This window comes from Ferrimonas sp. YFM, assembly GCF_030296015.1.
Lineage (GTDB): Bacteria > Pseudomonadota > Gammaproteobacteria > Enterobacterales > Shewanellaceae > Ferrimonas.
Map to the genome: position 1 here is coordinate 1,157,797 of NZ_AP027368.1, position 17,300 is coordinate 1,175,096.

At 58.4% G+C, this 17,300-nt stretch carries 20 protein-coding genes; 9 read left to right on the top strand and 11 right to left on the bottom strand.

Annotation, left to right across the window (positions count from 1 at the left end; translation table 11 throughout):
* Window positions 1–52: 52 nt before the first annotated feature.
* Window positions 53–958 (bottom strand): TIGR01777 family oxidoreductase, encoded by a 906-nt coding sequence (locus QUE41_RS05530; RefSeq protein ID WP_286341893.1) that lies wholly within the window; start codon window positions 956–958, stop codon window positions 53–55.
* Between the two features lie 104 nt (window positions 959–1,062).
* On the opposite strand from QUE41_RS05530, the gene QUE41_RS05535 reads away from it, so the two are divergent.
* On the top strand, window positions 1,063–1,761 hold the full coding sequence (locus tag QUE41_RS05535) for an SDR family oxidoreductase (protein ID WP_286341894.1): 699 nt from the start codon (window positions 1,063–1,065) through the stop codon (window positions 1,759–1,761).
* Here the strand turns inward: QUE41_RS05535 and QUE41_RS05540 are convergent.
* Window positions 1,681–2,205, bottom strand: coding sequence for a 2-amino-4-hydroxy-6-hydroxymethyldihydropteridine diphosphokinase (locus QUE41_RS05540; protein ID WP_286341895.1), 525 nt, complete (start codon window positions 2,203–2,205; stop codon window positions 1,681–1,683). The two genes, QUE41_RS05535 and QUE41_RS05540, sit on opposite strands and share 81 nt — an antisense overlap.
* A gap of 97 nt (window positions 2,206–2,302) precedes the next feature.
* On the opposite strand from QUE41_RS05540, the gene QUE41_RS05545 reads away from it, so the two are divergent.
* Together QUE41_RS05545 and QUE41_RS05550 are read left to right on the top strand one after the other, a co-directional pair.
* Entirely contained in the window at window positions 2,303–3,385 is a 1,083-nt protein-coding gene (locus tag QUE41_RS05545) for an AI-2E family transporter (protein WP_286341896.1), read from the top strand.
* Window positions 3,385–4,290 carry a class I SAM-dependent methyltransferase gene (locus QUE41_RS05550; protein ID WP_502876016.1) on the top strand — a complete coding sequence of 302 codons (906 nt, stop codon included), beginning with the start codon at window positions 3,385–3,387 and terminating at the stop codon, window positions 4,288–4,290. Before QUE41_RS05545 ends, QUE41_RS05550 begins: the two co-directional genes overlap by 1 nt.
* 356 nt (window positions 4,291–4,646) lie before the next feature.
* On the opposite strand, the gene QUE41_RS05555 is transcribed toward QUE41_RS05550, so the two are convergent.
* Window positions 4,647–5,075, bottom strand: a complete 429-nt coding sequence (locus tag QUE41_RS05555) for a hypothetical protein (protein WP_286341898.1) — start codon at window positions 5,073–5,075, stop codon at window positions 4,647–4,649.
* A 481-nt stretch (window positions 5,076–5,556) separates the two neighbouring features.
* On the opposite strand from QUE41_RS05555, the gene QUE41_RS05560 reads away from it, so the two are divergent.
* From QUE41_RS05560 to QUE41_RS05575, 4 genes are read left to right on the top strand one after another with little or no spacing between them, the layout of a single operon-like run.
* Complete coding sequence (locus QUE41_RS05560) at window positions 5,557–6,279, top strand: DUF1538 family protein (protein ID WP_502876017.1); 723 nt, start codon at window positions 5,557–5,559, stop codon at window positions 6,277–6,279.
* The gene (locus QUE41_RS05565) at window positions 6,267–7,025 is read left to right on the top strand and encodes a DUF1538 domain-containing protein (RefSeq protein WP_286341900.1); all 759 of its coding nucleotides are present in this window, start codon (window positions 6,267–6,269) and stop codon (window positions 7,023–7,025) included. Before QUE41_RS05560 ends, QUE41_RS05565 begins: the two co-directional genes overlap by 13 nt.
* A gap of 3 nt (window positions 7,026–7,028) precedes the next feature.
* Entirely contained in the window at window positions 7,029–7,379 is a 351-nt protein-coding gene (locus tag QUE41_RS05570) for a P-II family nitrogen regulator (RefSeq protein WP_286341901.1), read from the top strand.
* A complete protein-coding gene (locus QUE41_RS05575; protein WP_286341902.1) occupies window positions 7,376–7,774 on the top strand; it encodes a CBS domain-containing protein in 399 nt (132 codons plus the stop codon). Before QUE41_RS05570 ends, QUE41_RS05575 begins: the two co-directional genes overlap by 4 nt.
* 530 nt (window positions 7,775–8,304) lie before the next feature.
* Here the strand turns inward: QUE41_RS05575 and QUE41_RS05580 are convergent.
* The 3 genes from QUE41_RS05580 to QUE41_RS05590 all read right to left on the bottom strand — a co-directional run bounded on the left by QUE41_RS05580 (window position 8,305) and on the right by QUE41_RS05590 (window position 12,632).
* Entirely contained in the window at window positions 8,305–8,898 is a 594-nt protein-coding gene (locus QUE41_RS05580) for a NapC/NirT family cytochrome c (RefSeq protein WP_286341903.1), read from the bottom strand.
* A gap of 345 nt (window positions 8,899–9,243) precedes the next feature.
* The gene (gene pta / locus QUE41_RS05585) at window positions 9,244–11,379 is read right to left on the bottom strand and encodes a phosphate acetyltransferase (RefSeq protein ID WP_286341904.1); all 2,136 of its coding nucleotides are present in this window, start codon (window positions 11,377–11,379) and stop codon (window positions 9,244–9,246) included.
* 56 nt (window positions 11,380–11,435) lie between these two features.
* On the bottom strand, window positions 11,436–12,632 hold the full coding sequence (locus QUE41_RS05590; protein ID WP_286342915.1) for an acetate kinase: 1,197 nt from the start codon (window positions 12,630–12,632) through the stop codon (window positions 11,436–11,438).
* A gap of 271 nt (window positions 12,633–12,903) precedes the next feature.
* Here QUE41_RS05590 and yfbV point away from each other — a divergent pair, with 271 nt between their 5' ends.
* On the top strand, window positions 12,904–13,350 hold the full coding sequence (gene yfbV, locus QUE41_RS05595; protein WP_286341905.1) for a terminus macrodomain insulation protein YfbV: 447 nt from the start codon (window positions 12,904–12,906) through the stop codon (window positions 13,348–13,350).
* Between the two features lie 90 nt (window positions 13,351–13,440).
* Here the strand turns inward: yfbV and QUE41_RS05600 are convergent, their stop codons facing one another.
* Entirely contained in the window at window positions 13,441–13,881 is a 441-nt protein-coding gene (locus QUE41_RS05600) for an LPP20 family lipoprotein (RefSeq protein ID WP_286341906.1), read from the bottom strand.
* Entirely contained in the window at window positions 13,878–14,498 is a 621-nt protein-coding gene (locus QUE41_RS05605; RefSeq protein WP_286341907.1) for a FlgO family outer membrane protein, read from the bottom strand. Before QUE41_RS05605 ends, QUE41_RS05600 begins: the two co-directional genes overlap by 4 nt.
* 130 nt (window positions 14,499–14,628) lie before the next feature.
* Between QUE41_RS05605 and QUE41_RS05610 the strand changes: the two genes are divergently transcribed.
* Window positions 14,629–15,747 (top strand): flagellar assembly protein T N-terminal domain-containing protein, encoded by a 1,119-nt coding sequence (locus QUE41_RS05610; protein WP_286341908.1) that lies wholly within the window; start codon window positions 14,629–14,631, stop codon window positions 15,745–15,747.
* Between the two features lie 59 nt (window positions 15,748–15,806).
* On the opposite strand, the gene flgN is transcribed toward QUE41_RS05610, so the two are convergent.
* From flgN to flgA, 3 genes are all read right to left on the bottom strand, one after another.
* Window positions 15,807–16,238 (bottom strand): flagellar protein FlgN, encoded by a 432-nt coding sequence (gene flgN, locus QUE41_RS05615; RefSeq protein WP_286341909.1) that lies wholly within the window; start codon window positions 16,236–16,238, stop codon window positions 15,807–15,809.
* Window positions 16,231–16,539, bottom strand: a complete 309-nt coding sequence (gene flgM, locus QUE41_RS05620) for a flagellar biosynthesis anti-sigma factor FlgM (protein ID WP_028110209.1) — start codon at window positions 16,537–16,539, stop codon at window positions 16,231–16,233. The genes flgN and flgM overlap by 8 nt, the downstream gene beginning before the upstream one ends.
* Before the next feature lie 78 nt (window positions 16,540–16,617).
* A complete protein-coding gene (gene flgA / locus QUE41_RS05625; RefSeq protein WP_286341910.1) occupies window positions 16,618–17,295 on the bottom strand; it encodes a flagellar basal body P-ring formation chaperone FlgA in 678 nt (225 codons plus the stop codon).
* Window positions 17,296–17,300 lie beyond the last annotated feature (5 nt).

Genomic DNA, 17,300 nt, shown 5'->3' on the forward strand with positions numbered 1-17,300 from the left:
GCCTGAGTGGCTGGATGCCGGCGCAAAAATATTCAGCAAAGGTCAACACGCCTTAACGTCCGAGCAGGGCCTGCAGCGCCGCAGGCAGCTCCGGATAGCGGAAGTCGAAACCGTGTCTCAGCAGGCGGTTGGGCAGGACGCTCTGGCCCTTGAGGAGCAGGGAGGACATCTCTCCCAGGGCCAGTTTCAGGGCCGTTGCCGGTACCGTCATGAAGGCGGGGCGACGCAGGGCCTGCCCAAGGGCTTTGCTGAACTCCTTGTTGCTGACCGGTGTTGGGGTGGTGCCGTTGTACACCCCCTGACAACTGTCGGTCATCATCAGGTAGCCAATCACTGCCACCAAATCATCGATGTGGATCCAGGACATGGCCTGGCTGCCACTGCCCACTGGGCCGCCGACCCCGGCGCGAAACGCCGGCAGCATCTTCTTCAGGGCACCACCCTCTCCCAGCACCAAACCGATGCGCAGCACACAGACCCGGGTGCGAGGCGCGGCCTGCATCGCCAGATACTCCCAGGTGTGGCACACCCGTTGGGCAAAATCGTTCTCGTCATACACCAGGGGGGTATCTTCATCCATGTGACTGTCGGAGTCGGTGCCATAGATGCCGATGGCCGAAGCGCTGATGAACACCTTGGGCGGCGACTCCAGCCCCAGTATCCAGTCACTCAGGGTTTGGGTCAGTCGCCAGCGGCTGTCACAGATCAGGTGTTTCTGTTTGCCGCTCCACCTCTTGTCGGCAATGGGCTCGCCGGCCAGATTGATGACCGCGTCCACCCCCTGAAGCCAGGGCAGGGCTTCAATGCCCACGCACTCCGCCTCGATGCCCTGTTGCTGCAGCCGTCGCCCCGATCGTTCAGGATGACGGCTGATCACCACCAGCTCGTGGGCCCCGCTCAACTGTTTCAGCAGCCTGCCGCCAACAAACCCGGTGCCGCCAGTGACAAGAATCTTCATGCCTGCCTCCCCCTCCATGCCCTCTGACCGGAGGCATCGCTCCGGAATCTGTGTTACACATACAAAGTTAGCATACGATCAATTTCCACAAGGAGTTCAAACTCATGCAACCTGTTGCTGTGGTTACCGGCTGCGGTCGCCGCCTGGGCGCATTCCTCACCGAGCGGTTGTTGGATCAGGGGTTCCGGGTCTATGGGCAGTATCGAACCTCAACGCCAGCCGCCCACCCGCACCTCATTGCCTCCCGGGTGGACTTTACCGATGCTCAGCAGGTGCAGCAGTGGGCCCAGACCATAGTGTCGGACGCCGGCAGGGTGGATCTTCTGATCAACAATGCCTCTCTGTATCAGCCTGATGCGCAGAGGGTGAGCGAGGGAATTGAGCAGCTTGACCAGTTTCACCGCGTCCACCTTCAGGCTCCTTACCTGCTGGTCCAGGCGCTCAAGGGTGCCCTGGCACAGGCAAGCGGCTCTGTGGTGAATCTGACGGACATCTATGTGCATCACCCCAATGCGGACTACAGCCTCTACTGTGCTACCAAGGCCGGCCTCGACAGTCTCACCCAGTCCTGGGCCAAACAGCTGGCGCCCCAAGTGCGGGTCAACAGCATAGAGCCGGGTCCGATTCTGTTTCTGGATGAACATGGCGAGGCATATCGGCAGCAGATACTCAGTCGCACCCTGCTGCAGATTGAAGGTGGGCTGGAGCCCATCTGGCAGGCGCTATGGATGCTGGTCAACAACCCGTATATGACCGGAGCGCGCATCCCGGTAGATGGTGGTCGCGGCGTCGCCCAGCTTTAATGACCCCAGGTGAATGGGGACGGTGTCTCCCTCCAGTGGCGCATTGTTGAGCAGTTGATTGAGTAAGGGGATCAGGTAATCAGGCTGGGTGGCCAGCTCAGGTGCCCTATCCACCGAGAGGATATCCAGATCCAGGGGGCGGTCCTTGATGCTGCACTGAGGGTCGCTCCTGTCTCTTCCCCGCCGCTCCTCCTGGCGATTGAATCTGGACTTGACCTGCTGGGGTGACAGTGAACTGTCGAACCAGAACGCGAAGTTGACGAAGGGCAGCAGGGACTCCATCTCCTGGGGCTCTGTGGTGATGATACCGCTGAGGGTGACCCGTTGGAACTGCTCACACAGCCAGGAGAGGGCGTCGGTGGCGTTCTCCTGTGGCTGGAGGTTGGCGCCAAAGCTGCAGTAGTAGCGGTGCGATGCGGGGCGCGGGCTTTTGGTACTCGTCATCCTCTCTCCTTGGTGACTCCATCGCCTTCCAATCGGGCGTTATCTAATTAAGATAACAGGATATACTGTGTTCTTCTCATCCAGACAACGGATTACTATGAGCTCTTTTCAACGTAGCCTGATGGTGTGTGCCGCCCTGGTGGTGGTCCTGGCCGGAATCAAAAGCGCCAGTACCATCTTGGTGCCCTTTTTGCTGGCTATCTTTATCGCCATCATCTGCAGCCCCTTAGTACGGCTGATGACCCGCATGGGATTACCCAAGGGGCTGGCCATCATCATGGTGATGGTGATGGTGTTGGCCGTAGGCACCTGGCTTGGCGCCCTGATTGGCAGCTCCATCAACGACTTCACCGCACAGTTGCCCCAGTATCGCAGCCAGTTGACCGATCAGTTCCATGCGGTGGCGGATCTGGCGGCGCGCTTCAATGTGCCCATCTCCATTGAGGTGCTCAAGGAGCAGTTCGACCCGGGTAAGCTGATGAGTCTGGCAACCGACATGCTCTCCGGCATTGGCGCGGTCATGGCCAACCTGCTGCTGATCGTGCTCACCGTGGTGTTTATGCTGTTCGAGGCCTCCAGCCTGCCGAGGAAGCTGCACTACGCACTGGATGACCCTCATATGAGGATGCAGCAGATTGACCGCTTCCTGGACTCGGTCAACCGCTATCTGGCCATCAAGACCCTGGTCAGCCTGGGGACCGGTGTGATCTGTGGGGTCGGCCTCTACCTGCTCGGGGTGGACTACTTCATTCTGTGGGGAGTGGTGGCCTTCCTGTTCAACTACATCCCCAACATCGGCTCCATCATTGCCGCCGTGCCCCCCGTGGCACTGGCGTTGATTCAGTTGGGGGCCGGCGGCGCCGCCGGCGTGGCCGGTCTGTATGTGGCGGTGAACATGTTTATGGGCAACGTCATCGAGCCCAGGATGATGGGCAGGGGGCTGGGCCTGTCCACCCTGGTGGTGTTCCTGTCGTTGATCTTCTGGGGATGGCTGCTGGGCTCCGTCGGCATGCTGTTGTCTGTGCCGCTGACCATGATCGTCAAGATTGGCCTGGAGGCGACCCGGGGTGGCCGCTGGCTGGCTGCGCTGCTGGAGGGGGAACCTCAGACCCGCAGTCTGGCGATCACCGTAACCATGACCGGTAAACCCGTTCGCCGTCCTCTGGAGGGCGCCCAGTGATCGATCTCGCGCCACATCTGCCGGACTCTCTGCAAGTCAATCAGGCCCAGCGACTGTTCCATGGCCGGGGTCACTGCTACCCGGGGCTGGAAAGCCTGACCCTGGACCTCTACCCGCCAGTATTGCTGCTGACCAGCTTCACCACGCCGGAGCAATCCCAGCTGACGCTGTGGCTGCAACAGGTGACCGATTGGTGGAAGCAGGTCAGCGGGGATCAGCCTCTGCATCTGGTGTGGCAGGACAGGGGCTGTTCGCCTGCTCAAACCACTCAGATTGCCGGTGAGATCCCTGAGCCTCACTGGATCCTGGAAGGGGAGCAGCAATATCTGGTCAACCTGATGCGAGGCCAGAATCATGGCCTGTTCCTGGATATGGCCGCCGGTCGTCGGTGGGTGCGTGATCACGCCAAGGGCAAACGCGTCCTCAACCTGTTCGCGTATACCTGTGGCTTTTCCGTGGCGGCCTGTGCCGGAGAAGCCCAGTCTGTGGTCAACCTGGACATGAGCGGTGGCGCGCTGAAGACAGGCAAACGCAACCACGCCAAGAATGAGCTGGGACAAGGGGTGCGTTATCTGGCCCACGATCTGTTCAAGACCTTTGGCAAGCTCAAGAAACTGGGGCCTTATGACCTGGTGGTGGTGGACCCTCCCAGCTTCCAGCACGGCAGCTTTATCGCTACCAAGGACTATTGCCGGGTGCTGCGGCGGTTGCCCGAACTGCTGGCACCTGGGGGCGAGGCCCTGCTGTGCCTCAACGCCCCGGAACTCAGCCGCGACTTCCTCAAGGGGCAGGTGGCGGAGTTTGCCCCGGCCCTGACTCTGATTGAGCAGCTGGCCAACCCGGCCTCTTTTCCCGAGTCCGACCCGGACAAGGGGCTCAAGGTGTTCAGATACCGATTGGATTGATGAAAAAAAACTTCGGAATGCCTGGGTTTTTCTGTGAAATTGCGCCCAAACAGCCCTTGTGGAGAAATATTCTTACGAATGCCGTTTTTTGGTGAAATGTTCGTGGAATAGGCGCCTGAGTGGTAGACTTACCCTACTCACATGAGAGATGTGGTGAGTTCACTATTCAGGAGTAAGGCGGGTTTATGGAAATGCAAGATTACGAAGAAGCCTATTATCAGGTTCAAGACGAAGTCGCTGGCGATCTGCCCGTTGATCTGGATGAAGACGCCTACTTGGATTAATCGTCCTGCGTCATGAAAAAAACCAACGCTGCGGCGTTGGTTTTTTTGTGCCTGTATGCCACCTGTCGTGGCTCAGCCGTTGGTCAGCCAGCGGTCATCCTTAATCTCGGTCACTTTCCACTGGTTGTCGATAACCTGCAGGCGTATCTCGCGCAGGTCCTGCCTAAGATAGCCGTTGACCAGCCCTTTGAGTTTGATGGTGACCAGAATGTCTGAGTTGCGTCGCCGGAAGAAGTCCGCATTGGTAGAGGAGAGCTCTACCTCGGCCTCTTCCATATAGAGGCCAAACAGGTTGCGCTGTACCTGACTGGCCAGCTTGTAGTGATGAAACAGCCCTTTGAGTTCACCATCGACCATGGGCAGTGTCTTATTCAGGTCCCGTGCGACATAGATTGCCTCAAAGAACTCCACGGCCACTTTTTCAGGGGGCTGGTCCGGCCCTGTGGTCGGGTTACAGCCACCCAGCAGCATCAGAATAAGCAGCAGGGTAAAACGGATCATCTGTGGGGGAGTCCTGATTGCGGGGGAGGGGACACTATAGCAGTGGCCGAGAAGCGACACTAGCCGCAGTTTGAGGGTCGGTCCAGATTGGTGTTCTTGCGACCAGGTTAACAATTCACATGCTAGGCAACCTCCTGAAATGGCACGAAAACCTGATCAAGATCACCCTTTGCTCTTTTCCCACCAAATCTCCCCTTAACTGGCAAGGGAATTGTTGTAAAAATGTAAGTGGTTTTTGTGCTCTTGCGTCTGTGGGGTATCCACTGGCCGGGGCATGAATAATACCGATTTCATTGAGTGGCTGTTCTCTCTGCTGCGCCGGAGACCGGGTTCCGATCAAGGTGTGAGGCGTCGCTGCCAGTGATGCTGACAGTCAGTCTTGCCGCACAGACTGGAACAACATGGGCCGGCCACAGCGAGCCGTTGCTGAGTGGAATTGGTGCAAGGCATAGGAAATGCAGGAGCTTGCGTGTATCGAGCGTTGTTGGCTTTATTAGGAAGTTGCCGGGATCTGCTGCCCATCGTTCTGGTGGTGGCTCTCTTTCAATTGGCGGTGTTGCAACAGCCGCTGCCCAGTGTCATCGACATCGTCCTGGGAATGGGGCTGGTGGTCATTGGGTTGACACTTTTCGTATTTGGCCTGGAGATGGGCCTGTTCCCCATAGGTGAAACCCTGGCTCAGGCCTTTGCCCGTAAGGGCGCCCTGGTGCCTCTGCTGCTGTTTGCCTTCCTGCTGGGGTTTGGCACCACAGTGGCGGAGCCGGCGCTGATTGCCGTGGCCGATGAGGCCGCCGAAGTGGCGGCCGCCGGTGGCCTGCTGGCTCAGACGGTAGAGGCTCAGGAGAGCTATGCCACTCAGCTGCGGCTGACCGTGGCCCTCTCCGTCGGCTGCGCCATTCTGCTTGGGGTGATACGCATCCTCAAGGGCTGGCCGCTGCATAAGCTGATCATCGGCGGGTATGTCATCGTCATGGCCCTGACCATGATCGCCCCCAAGGAGATCATTGGCATCGCCTACGACTCCGGCGGCGTGACTACCTCCACCATCACCGTGCCTCTGGTGACCGCCCTGGGGGTGGGACTGGCCAGTTCCATCAAGGGAAGAAACCCCATGTTGGATGGCTTTGGTCTCATCGCCTTCGCTTCGCTGTTGCCGGTGCAGTTTGTTCTGATGTTCGGGGTGGTGCGCACATGGATTGGCTGATTGAGATTTTTAACACCCTCATCGACACCCTGGGTGATGTGGTGCCCATCGTCGCCGTACTCTTCGGTTTTCAGTACCTGGTGCTCAAGCGTCCGGTGCCCCACCTGAAACAGGTGCTGGCGGGCTTTGTGGCGGTGATCCTGGGCCTGGCCCTGTTCCTGGTGGGATTGGAACGGGCGCTGTTCCCCCTGGGAGAACTGATGGCCACTCAACTGACCAATCCGGAGTTCCTCGGCATTGAGGGACAGGGGAGTTGGCAGGATTATTACTGGGTCTATCTGTTTGCCTTTGCCATAGGCTTTGCCACCACCATCGCCGAACCCTCTCTGCTGGCGGTGGCCATCAAGGCAGAGGAGGTCTCAGGGGGCGCGATCCGGCCCATGGGCCTGCGGCTGGCGGTTGCCCTGGGGGTGGCCATTGGCATCGCCCTGGGGGCTTACCGCATCGTGGTGGGCGACCCCATCCATTGGTATATCCTGGCGGGCTATCTGGTGGTGGTGGTTCAGACCACCTATGCTCCCAAGAACGTGATACCCCTGGCGTACGACTCAGGGGGGGTGACCACCTCCACCGTGACCGTACCCCTGGTGGCGGCCCTGGGCCTGGGGCTGGCCAGCACCATTCCGGGCAGAAGCCCAATGATTGATGGCTTTGGCCTTATCGCCTTTGCCAGCCTGTTTCCCATGATCAGTGTGATGGGCTATGCCCAGTTAACCGCCCTGATTCAACGAGTTTCGAAGAGGTAGAGCATGCGCTTTAAACTGATCATCGCCTTCGTCGAGGAGGATAAGAGCGATCAACTGGTTGAGGCGGCCCGTGATGCCGGTGCCACCGGGGTTACCCTGATCAACCACGCCCGCGGGGAAGGACTCAAACCCAAGAAGACCTTCTTCGGCCTCCATCTGGAGGTGCAGAGGGATGTCCTGCTGTTTGTGGTGGAGGAGCACCTGGCGCGCAACATTCTGGAGAGTTTGGCCGAGGTGGGTGAGTTTGACAGTTCGCCGGGCACCGGCATTGCGCTGCAGCTGGATATAGAGGATGTCGTGGGCGTCGCCCACCAGATTGAGAGCCTGTCAGAACGGGTTGGAGACGAGATATGAATCAGGAACTGATCAAGGTAAAGGATGTGATGGCCCAGAAGTGGGTGATGCTCGATGGATTGAAGACGGTGTCCGAAGGGCTGGAGGTGCTGCGTAAGCACCACGCCGAGGCGCTGATCATCAGCAAGCGTCATGAGAACGACGAGTATGGGCTGGTGCTGCTTTCTGATATCGGCAAGAAGGTGATGGCCCGGGACAAGGCACCGGATAGGGTCAACCTCTATGAGATCATGTCCAAGCCGGTTCTGCCTGTTCATCCGGAGATGGACATCCGTTACTGCGCTCGCCTGTTTGAACAATTTGGCATTAATCAGGCTCCGGTGATTGAAAACCATGAGGTAATTGGATTAATCTCCTATACAGAGATGGTGCTTCAGCAGAGTCTCCACAATTAGACTTTTTAAAGGTTATCCACAAAACCTGTGGACAAGCCTGTTATTAGATCAATATCAGATGCGTAACTTGTTGATCTAAATGTTCTTTTGTCCAAAAAAGTCACTTAGGTTAAAAAAAGCCCGCCCAATCCAGGCGGGCTTTTTGCTGTCAGTTATCCCCATCCCACCTGTGGCTTACCCTGTAGGTCGCGCTTCTGCATGAGTGCGCGACGCCGTTTGAGTCATACGCAGGGCATAAAAGCCCGCCCTATTCAGACGGGCTTTTCGCTGTCTGTCATTCCCATCCCAGCGTAGACGGCGGTTTTGCGGAAGTGCTTACCTTTGTTGCTGTCAGCCATTCTCATCTCACTTCAGGCCTATCCTGTAGGTGGCGCTTGTGCAGGAGTGCGTCAAACGCCGGGCAAAAGAAAGCCCGCCAATTGGCGGGCTTAAAGCGTCATTCATCCGGTTATGGCCCGGATTTTTATTGTGTGTATCTCGCCGCGACCGTGTCCACCTGACCCCCAGAATCGGACCCGGTCCTCACAGGCTTAACCCTTGGGGTAGGGGTGCGCTACGCCTTTGTGGCAATCGATACAGGTCTTACGCTTGTCTTCAGCCTTCTTGAAGTTACGCTCGTGCATCTTCTTGGCGATCTTCTTCATGGACTCAGGCTGGTTCTCATAGATGTTGGAGTGGCAGCTGGTACAGGTGCGGGAATCGATGGAACGCAGGTAATCGCGAGCCAGGTCAGCCTGCTCTTTGCGGTTCGCTTCCAGCCACTCTTGAGTGTTAAAGCCATCAATGGTCATGTAACCGATGATGTCCTTGGACACGATGATCTTCTTCACCAGGTACTCGAAGCCACCTGGAGGCAGGTGACACTGGGCACAGGTCACAGTGATGCCGGCGCTGTTGTTGCCGTGGCTGGACGCCAGAACCTCATCCCGCAGGGAGTGGTTGGAGTGGCAGGTCATACAGAAGTCGTCGGTGCTGGTGGCGTGCAGCACAACCTGGGTGCCGTAGACACCTACGCCGCCCACGACCAGGGCCAGGAAAGCACCTACTGGGATGCCCAGCAGCCATTTGGCTTTGGGCCGTTGCCATAACCGGCTCCAGGCGGAGCCTTGTTTGTTGTCAGACATCTCTCATCCTCATTTTCTTTTTTTGGGGGTCGAATTCTATTCAAAACCTTAGCCGAACTTTACGAGCTTTTGCAGGTAAAAGCTGGCACCGGGGACTTTATCAATATATTTCTTCATTCGCTGGATTATTTTGAATTTGCTCCAGCAAATCGCAAAAACTTTGATCTGGTCGGAAAAAATGAACCCTTCCCCTGCGAACTCCGGGGCAGATACTGTGAAAAAGCTCACTGGATCCTATTTGACAAAAAGGCGTTGTGAAGTGGGGAGAATATGGGCTTCATTGGAGAGCAAACATAAAAAAAGCTGCCCCTGGGGGCAGCTTCTTATCGAAACCTGAGTTTCGGCTTATGCGTCGGCCTGGATGGCGGTCAGGGCGATGGTGTAGACAATGTCTTCCACCAGGGCGCCACGGGACAGGTCGTTCACAGGCTTGCGCATGCCCTGCAGCATAGGACCGATGGAGATCAGGTCTGCAGAACGCTGAACCGCCTTGTAGGTGGTGTTACCAGTGTTCAGGTCTGGGAAGACGAACACGGTGGCTTTACCGGCTACTGGGCTGTCAGGGGCCTTGGAAGCAGCCACGTTCGGCATGATGGCCGCGTCGTACTGCAGAGGGCCGTCGATCATCAGGTCAGGACGCTTCTCCTGAGCGATGCGAGTGGCTTCGCGAACCTTCTCTACGTCAGCACCCTGGCCGGAGCTGCCGGTGGAGTAGGAGATCATCGCAACGCGAGGCTCGATGCCGAAGGCCTTGGCGGAGTCGGCGGACTGGATGGCAATCTCAGCCAGCTGCTCGGCGTTCGGATCCGGGTTGATGGCACAGTCACCGTACACCAGAACCTGGTCAGGCAGCAGCATGAAGAACACTGAGGACACCAGGGAGGCGCCAGGTGCGGTCTTGATCAGCTGCAGAGGTGGGCGGATGGTGTTGGCGGTGGTGTGAACCGCGCCAGATACCAGGCCGTCTACCTGATCTTCGGCCAGCATCATGGTACCCAGTACCACGTTGTCGGACAGCTGCTCGCGGGCAACCACTTCGGTCAGGCCCTTGCTCTTACGCAGCTCGCACATAGGAGCAACGTAACGCTCGCGGGCGGTCTCGGGATCCACGATCTCGATGCCGTCGCCCAGGGTCACGCCCTGCTGGGCAGCCACACGGCGAACCTCTTCAGGGTTACCCACCAGCACACACTTGGCGATGCCACGCTCGGCACAGATGGCGGCAGCCTTAACGGTACGGGGCTCGTCACCTTCAGGCAGCACGATGCGCTTGTTGGCGCGACGGGCAAACTCGGTCAGCTGGTAGCGGAAGGCGGCTGGAGACAGCAGGTTTTCGCGCTTGGAATCGCTGGCCATGTTCTCGATGAACTTGCGATCGATGTGGCCGGCAACGTAGTCCTGCAGCAGTTCGATACGGGCAGAGTCATCAACAGGCACTTCGTGGTTGAAGTTCTGGATGTTCAGGGCGGTCTGCCAGGTGTTGGTGTCGACCATCATTACCGGCAGGCCGGTGTCGAACGCCTGAGCGCACAGATCCTGAACCTGCTGCTCCAGCTCATAACCGCCGGTCAGCATCAGGGCACCAATCTTGGTGCCGTTCATGGCAGCCAGACAGGCAGAAACCACGATGTCGGAACGGTCGCCGGAGGTCACCAGCAGGGTGTCCGCTTGCAGGTGGTTCACCATGTTGGGGATGGCACGGGTACAGAAGCTCACGCGACGCAGACGACGGGAGTGCATCTCACCGGCGTTGATCAGGCGGGCACCCAGGTGCTTGGCCAGATCGGAGGCACGTGGGGAAACCAGGTCCAGGTTGTACGGTACCGCACCCAGAATTGGGATCGGGGAGTTGGCGGACAGCTGGAAGATGTCGGCGTGGTCACCGCGAACAACCTGATCGTGCTCGAACACTTCAGACAGGTCAGGGCGGGCACGGCCACGCTCATCCACAGGTGCGCCAATCTTGTTGATGATGGCACCCAGGATACGCTTGTTCTTCTTACCACCGAACTCATCGAGGATGATCTCCAGGCGCTTCTGCACCTGGGCCGCGCTGTCGGCACCTGGGTTGATCACGAACACGATGTCGGAATCCAGGGTCTTGGCGGTCTTGCTGTTCAGGGTGTTGGCGAAGGGGTGGCTGCGGGTAGGCACCAGACCTTCAACGATCAGCACCTCGGTACCTTCATCGCCAGACTTCACCCGGGCAACAATCTCTTCCAGAAGCACGTCGGTCTCGCCGGCGCTGATGCGCTGCTGGGCGTGATCCATGGAGTAGGGCTCTGGTGGATTGATGGTGGGGGAGGTGGAGAGAATGGTGGAGGAGCGTTCTGGGCCGGTGTCGCCGGGGCGTTGCTGTGCAACAGGCTTGTAGAAGTTGACCTTGACACCCTGGCGTTCCAGGGCGCGGACCATACCCAGGCTGATGGAGGTCAGGCCGACGCCTGTGCCTACCGGAATCAACATGATAGAGCGAGACATAAAATACCTCTTAAAAAGGACTGAGCCACTTGCGTGGCTCAGTGTACTTCATTGGATCAGGAGATCAGAGCCAGAGAATCGCTGGCGATAACAAACTCTTCGTTGGTTGGGATAACCATAGCAACGGGAGAGCCGTCTTTGGTGATGATGCCGTCGTTGCCGAAGCGGGCAGCAGCGTTCTTCTCGGCGTCCACTTCGTAACCGAAGATGGCCAGGTTGTTCAGAACGGTTTCACGGATCAGCATGGAGTTTTCACCGATGCCGCCGGTGAAGACGATGGCGTCAACGCGCTTCAGAGGCACGGTGTAGGAAGCCACGTACTTGGCCAGGCGGTAGCAGAACACTTCCAGGGCCAGGGTGCAGCCAGCGTCGCCCTCAGCGTGACCCTCTTCGATGCCGCGGCAGTCGTTGGTCTTCTCGGACAGACCCATCAGGCCGGACTCTTTGTTCAGCATGTTGTTTACCTGATCCAGGGTGTAACCCAGGTTGTTGACCAGGTGGAAGATGATGGCTGGATCCAGGTCACCGGAGCGGGTACCCATTACCAGACCTTCCAGAGGAGTCAGGCCCATGGAGGTGTCAACACTCTGACCGTTGCGAACTGCGGTTACGGAACCGCCGTTGCCCAGGTGGCAGGTGATAACGTTGGTGTCGGCAACCTCTTTGCCCAGTACCTTGGCGGCTTCGCCGGATACGAACAGGTGGCTGGTGCCGTGCATGCCGTAGCGACGGATGCCGTGCTCACGGTACAGCTTCTGAGGGATGGCGTAGCTGTAGGCCACCTTAGGCATGGTCTGGTGGAAAGCGGTGTCGAATACGGCAACCTGAGGCAGGGCAGCGAAGGCAGCCTGGGCAGCGCGGATACCGATCAGGTGAGCGGGGTTGTGCAGAGGAGCCAGAGAGGCGCACTCTTCGATGCCGGCCAGAACGTCATCGGTGATCAGCATGGACTTGGTGTACTTCTCGCCACCGTGAACGATGCGGTGACCAATGGCAACCAGCTGCTCAGCCATTTCAGGCTTGCTGGCCAGGATGGTACCAACGATGTAGTCCAGAGCCTCAGAGTGGGCGGCACCGGCACCCAGGGGCGCTTCGCCCTTGTTGCCATCCAGCTTCCACTTGATGCGGGCATCTTCGAGGTTGAAGCACTCTGCCAGACCGGACAGGTGCTCGTCACCGTTAGTTGCATCGATTACGGCGAATTTCAGGGAGGAGCTACCGCAGTTAAGAACGAGAACAAGTTTGCTCATTATTCATACACCTAAGTGATTTACTTGCGTACAACCGACTGCGCCCTGGGGCGGTTAAGTCGATAACGACCGAAGATGGTAAGAAGTTACAGTATAGACCCGCTGTATCTGCGACCTGTGTCGCATTTTCGGGTCCCCTAACGGGCCGAAATTCAACCATCTTCCTAGAAAGGTATGACCATTTTACCCATACTTTTCTGAAGAAGCGGAATCAGGACGTGATACACTTAACGAATCTGTGATCCGTCTCCCGTTGTATAAAGGAGAGTGAAGCATGACCTTTTTTGAAACACTGAGATGTGGCAATCACTACATGAAACAGTGGCCCAGAGCGGTTCAGCTGGCCCCCCTGTTTCCCGAGTACAGGGTGATAAAAGCCACTGAACTGGCCATCCGGGTCATGCCTCCGGTGGCGGTGTTTTGCCTGTGGTTTCAGCTTCAGTGGCTGGGGCCAGAGAGCCTGCCTCAGATCATCGCCAGTACCCTGTTCCTGCTGAGTCTGCCCCTTCAGGGCCTGTACTGGTTGGGGTGGCGTTCCCAGCAATTGCTGCCACGGCCTCTGGTGGCCTGGTGTGATGATTTGCGTTCACGCATGCTGGAGGCGGGGGAGCAGATCGCCCCGCTGGGAGCCCGAGCTCGCTACCTGAATATGGCCCAACTGCTCCGACGAGTTTTTAACAAACTGGACAACGGAGAGTGGCACAGGTTGGATCGCCGCTGAGGGCGAATCGGATCTGGCTCACAAAAAAGCGGAGGCACCGGCCTCCGCTTTTCAGTTTTATTCACTAATAAGGCGCTGTGCGCCAATTTATCAGTAATAGATCACGTTTTTGATTCTTTGCCTCGGTGCCTGCTGATACAGCTGCCACACCTTTTTATAGTCCAGCTTCAGCTCCGCAACATAGTTGTCACCCACAGGATAGATGCGAACCACCTCGGCGCCCCGCACCAGGCCGTCCACCTGGGTCTGAAACTGGTCGCTCTGCAGCAGCTGCTGATCCATCCGGCCTGTGCCCGACACTCTCACGCCATAGATCTGCTCCGCCAGTTCCCGGTAGGCGTCCAGCTTGGCCGCCCGCATCGCCTGCTGCACTTTCAGGTCTCGGTTGTCCCCCAGCTGGGCTGAGATGGGGGCGATCCCCTTGGCGGTGAGTATGGGAAACTCCTGGGGGGGAACAGGCTCGTACTCTACATAGGCGTTGTTCTGACACCCGGCCAGGAAAATCAGCGCGGCCGCTGCGAGTCGTTTCATGGGTTTACCTCCCTCACCGGTGTTCTTCCTGGCTGCTCCTGTCGATAGAGCAGGCCTCCCTGTTCCGTGATGCTGTTGCTCTGCTCCAGATAACCGGATGACTCCTGCCAGGGCAGAAACGCCTGGGAGGTGGACGCCACCCTGTTATTGGCGATGTCCACCAGGCGGCTGTTGATGATCACCCCACTGCTGTCCCGGCTCAGGGTGGCGATCAGCACCTGGCTCACCGGCAGGCTGGCTTGCAGCCGCTCGTAGTCCCGGCTGAGGATCAGGTTGCCCTGCTTGGAGACGCGAATCTGCTGGCTGCTGTTCAGCTCCACCAGATTGAATCCCCGCTGGTGCAGGGCGCCGACCAGGCCGTCGCCCAGTTGCAGGGCAAGCCGGCCACTGCTCTCCAGTTCGTCCAGCCACACCGGGGTGGTGACTGCGATCAGTTTGGTTTTGTCCGGCAGGTCGTGATTGCGTTCAAGATCTTCGGCGATGCGCTGGGCCAGGTGGATTACGGCACTGCTGTGCGGCAAACCTTTGCCGCTCACGCTGTATTGTGGCGGCGGTTCTGCCGGAGGGGTGGCACAGCCCCCCAAAAGCAGGCACAGGACGCCTATGGCCTTTTTCATCGCTATCTCCAGTGGCTTGGGCATTCACGGTTCTCTGTATCATATCGGCCAAAAAGCCCGGCGCTTTAGTGGCAAATGTAGGCACATTCATTGCATTATTTACGCCAACTGCATTGAGGACGGTAACGCGATGTCTAAACCCCTACACCTGGCTCTGCTCAGTGCCTGCCTGATGGCGGCACAGGTTTCGGCCCAGTGGCTGACCCTGAGTGGCAGCGCCCCCATAGGTAACGATGACCTGACCAAGGCGCGGGAGGAGGCGATCCGCAACGCGCTGGCCAAGTCAGGCCAGGGCGAGATCATGGTCAATGGTGTGTTGGGGCCGGCCACGGAACTGACCCAGATCGGCGAATACCAATTGCTGTCTGAGTCCATCAGCGACGGCATCCTGGAGGTGACCCTGAGGGCGGACGTGCGCGCCGTGGGCAATCAGTGTGCCGGTGCCGGCTTTCGTTTCGCCCTGACTCTGCCCCGGGCCGATGTGGTGCACCGTCAGCACCTGGTGCCGGGCAGCCTCTACGAGTTTGATGCGGCGCTGACCCGGCTGCTGGCCAACACCATCAATGGGGAAGCCACCTCTCTGTTCGCCCATGAGCGCAGCGACATCAGTGTCAGCTTTGGTCAGTTGAATCAGGACTACGGTGATCAGTGGGCCAGGGAGATGAGCCGGGACGACAACAGCCAGTATGTGGTGGCCATCTCCATCGATGATCTGACTCTGGATCCCCATGAAACCACCCTGGGATGGTTCGAAGATGACCGTAACCGCTATTTTGGTGCCAACCTCAACATCTATGATGGCCTCACCGGTCAGATGATCTGGCACAAGCGCTACCGGACTCAGGGGGACTGGCCCTTCAAGCGCAGCGATGCGGTGGAGTTGGGCTCCAGCCATTTCTGGAACAGCGACTATGGCAGACAGATCCGTCAGCAGGTGGTGGCCATGGCTCAGGACATCGACGGCACCCTGCATTGCCGTCCCCTGCATGGACGGGTGCTGTCTGTGGATCAGGAGCGGGTCACCATCAATCTGGGCAGCCGTCACGGTGTCCGGGTCGGGGACAGGGTCTCATTGCAGAACCGGCAGCAGGGCGAGCAGGGGTGGTGGAACCGCGACCCGGACTCCGAAGACATCCTGGTGATTCAGCAGGTGCAACTTGAGCAGGCGGTGGGCACCCTGATGCCAGGTTCCAGCTATACCCGCTGGCAGCCCATGGACATGGTGCGGGCTCAGGCCCATAGGCGCTGAGCGGGATGAACAATAAAAAAGCCGGCGGTTAGGCCGGCTTTTTTGTGGGCGTTCGTGGGTTACGCCTTGATCACCTTGCCCAGGCGTCCACCTGTGGTGGTGGTGCCCTCCTGATTGTAGGTCAGGGCATTGGGGTTCCGGGTGGCGTTGAGCAGCTGCTGCAGACGCCCCAGGCTGGCCAGAAACTGGTCGGCCAGCTGATTATTGTGCTGGTTTTTCACCTGACACTCCGCCAGGATCTCACGGCAGCGGGTTACCCCGGCCATCGCCTGTGGGTCCGACTTGATGTCAGCCACCTGCGGGTGTGATTCCAGCTCCTTGTCGCCGCCGGCAATCTTATCCAGCTGCGCCAGTTTCTGTTTGAGCAGAGATTCGATCTTGTCCGCATCCCGCTCAAGCAACGCCTCGGTTTCCTGCTCCAACAGTTGAAGCAGGTTAGACAGGCGCTCCTGCTGAGCGCCAATCAAGGCGTGAATGCCGGACTCACTCACCGGTCAGTTCACTCTCGAAGCGGGAGAGGTTGGCAGCCAGCTTGTCCGGGTCAACGTGGTAACGACCTTCGGAGATCGCCTGCTTCAGGGCTTCCACCTTGGAGCTGTTGACCTCAGGGGTTTCCTGCATCACCTTCTCCGCCCGTTGCAGTTGCTGGGCTTCCTGGGTCAGCTTCACCTCATCCCCCTTGGCGGCAGCCTGAGCACTGCTCCCTTCGGGCTTGCTTTGTTGGGTCACCGCCCGCCGGGCCGGTTGCAGGCCTGCGGTACCGCTGCTCAGTTTGTTGATGTCGATAGCCATAATGTGGCTCCGTCGCTGTGTATTTGGGCTCTTCTGACACTGGTATCGGCCGCGCGGCCAGAAGCTTTAGGGTAATTTTTACATTTTCACCCGCACATGGCCAATGCCAGTGACGTAGGCGTCCACCATTCTGCGCGACCGGCTGTTCTGCACCCGGATGGCGTCACCCATGGAACCGCTGCTCATGGCGGTGCCTGAGGTGCGAATGGAGAGGTGGTCATTATTGGCTTCGATGGTCACCGGATCCCCTTTGCACACCAGACAGACGTTGCGCTTGGTGATCACCTGACCCGCCCCCGCTCGCCTTTTTAGTCTGGCACCATTCAGCTCATCAGGTGAGCTGAAATGGTTCCCCCTCAGACTGTTATTATTGACGTACCTCAGCTCCACCATGGACTCGTCCAGCAGGGTGTCTGGCCCCAGGGCCATTCTGGCCACCAGCACCGGGTACTCAATGGCGACCTGCACCGGCACATACACCAGCCAGGGCTGAGGTGAGTCGCAACTGACCTTGACGGTCAGATAGCGAGTGTTTCCCTTGACAGCCGGGGCCTGAGCCTGCAGGGGCGTGTCACAGTTTTCGAAGTGGCGACGTTTGTCCAATTCACTGGCGGTCACCTTAATTCGCGCCCCTTCCGGCACCTCTACCATGTCGAGGACATACTGGGAAGCGGCCTCTTCAATCATGTCTAAAGAAGTTTCGCCCAGTGCCGACACACTAAAGAGCAGGGAGAGTAAGAATGCATACAGCTTCATGGAAA

Excerpts from the sequence above, each read along its gene's own strand:
- QUE41_RS05580 (WP_286341903.1), bottom strand. The coding sequence starts at position 8,898 with ATGTCTGACAACAAACAAGGCTCCGCCTGGAGCCGGTTATGGCAACGG.
- QUE41_RS05540 (WP_286341895.1), bottom strand. The coding sequence starts at position 2,205 with ATGACGAGTACCAAAAGCCCGCGCCCCGCATCGCACCGCTACTACTGC.
- yfbV (WP_286341905.1), top strand. The coding sequence starts at position 12,904 with ATGACCTTTTTTGAAACACTGAGATGTGGCAATCACTACATGAAACAG.
- flgM (WP_028110209.1), bottom strand. The coding sequence starts at position 16,539 with ATGGCTATCGACATCAACAAACTGAGCAGCGGTACCGCAGGCCTGCAA.
- flgA (WP_286341910.1), bottom strand. The coding sequence starts at position 17,295 with ATGAAGCTGTATGCATTCTTACTCTCCCTGCTCTTTAGTGTGTCGGCA.
- QUE41_RS05535 (WP_286341894.1), top strand. The coding sequence starts at position 1,063 with ATGCAACCTGTTGCTGTGGTTACCGGCTGCGGTCGCCGCCTGGGCGCA.
- pta (WP_286341904.1), bottom strand. The coding sequence starts at position 11,379 with ATGTCTCGCTCTATCATGTTGATTCCGGTAGGCACAGGCGTCGGCCTG.
- QUE41_RS05565 (WP_286341900.1), top strand. The coding sequence starts at position 6,267 with ATGGATTGGCTGATTGAGATTTTTAACACCCTCATCGACACCCTGGGT.
- QUE41_RS05605 (WP_286341907.1), bottom strand. The coding sequence starts at position 14,498 with ATGAAAAAGGCCATAGGCGTCCTGTGCCTGCTTTTGGGGGGCTGTGCC.
- QUE41_RS05575 (WP_286341902.1), top strand. The coding sequence starts at position 7,376 with ATGAATCAGGAACTGATCAAGGTAAAGGATGTGATGGCCCAGAAGTGG.
- QUE41_RS05545 (WP_286341896.1), top strand. The coding sequence starts at position 2,303 with ATGAGCTCTTTTCAACGTAGCCTGATGGTGTGTGCCGCCCTGGTGGTG.
- QUE41_RS05610 (WP_286341908.1), top strand. The coding sequence starts at position 14,629 with ATGTCTAAACCCCTACACCTGGCTCTGCTCAGTGCCTGCCTGATGGCG.
- QUE41_RS05555 (WP_286341898.1), bottom strand. The coding sequence starts at position 5,075 with ATGATCCGTTTTACCCTGCTGCTTATTCTGATGCTGCTGGGTGGCTGT.
- QUE41_RS05600 (WP_286341906.1), bottom strand. The coding sequence starts at position 13,881 with ATGAAACGACTCGCAGCGGCCGCGCTGATTTTCCTGGCCGGGTGTCAG.
- QUE41_RS05530 (WP_286341893.1), bottom strand. The coding sequence starts at position 958 with ATGAAGATTCTTGTCACTGGCGGCACCGGGTTTGTTGGCGGCAGGCTG.
- QUE41_RS05570 (WP_286341901.1), top strand. The coding sequence starts at position 7,029 with ATGCGCTTTAAACTGATCATCGCCTTCGTCGAGGAGGATAAGAGCGAT.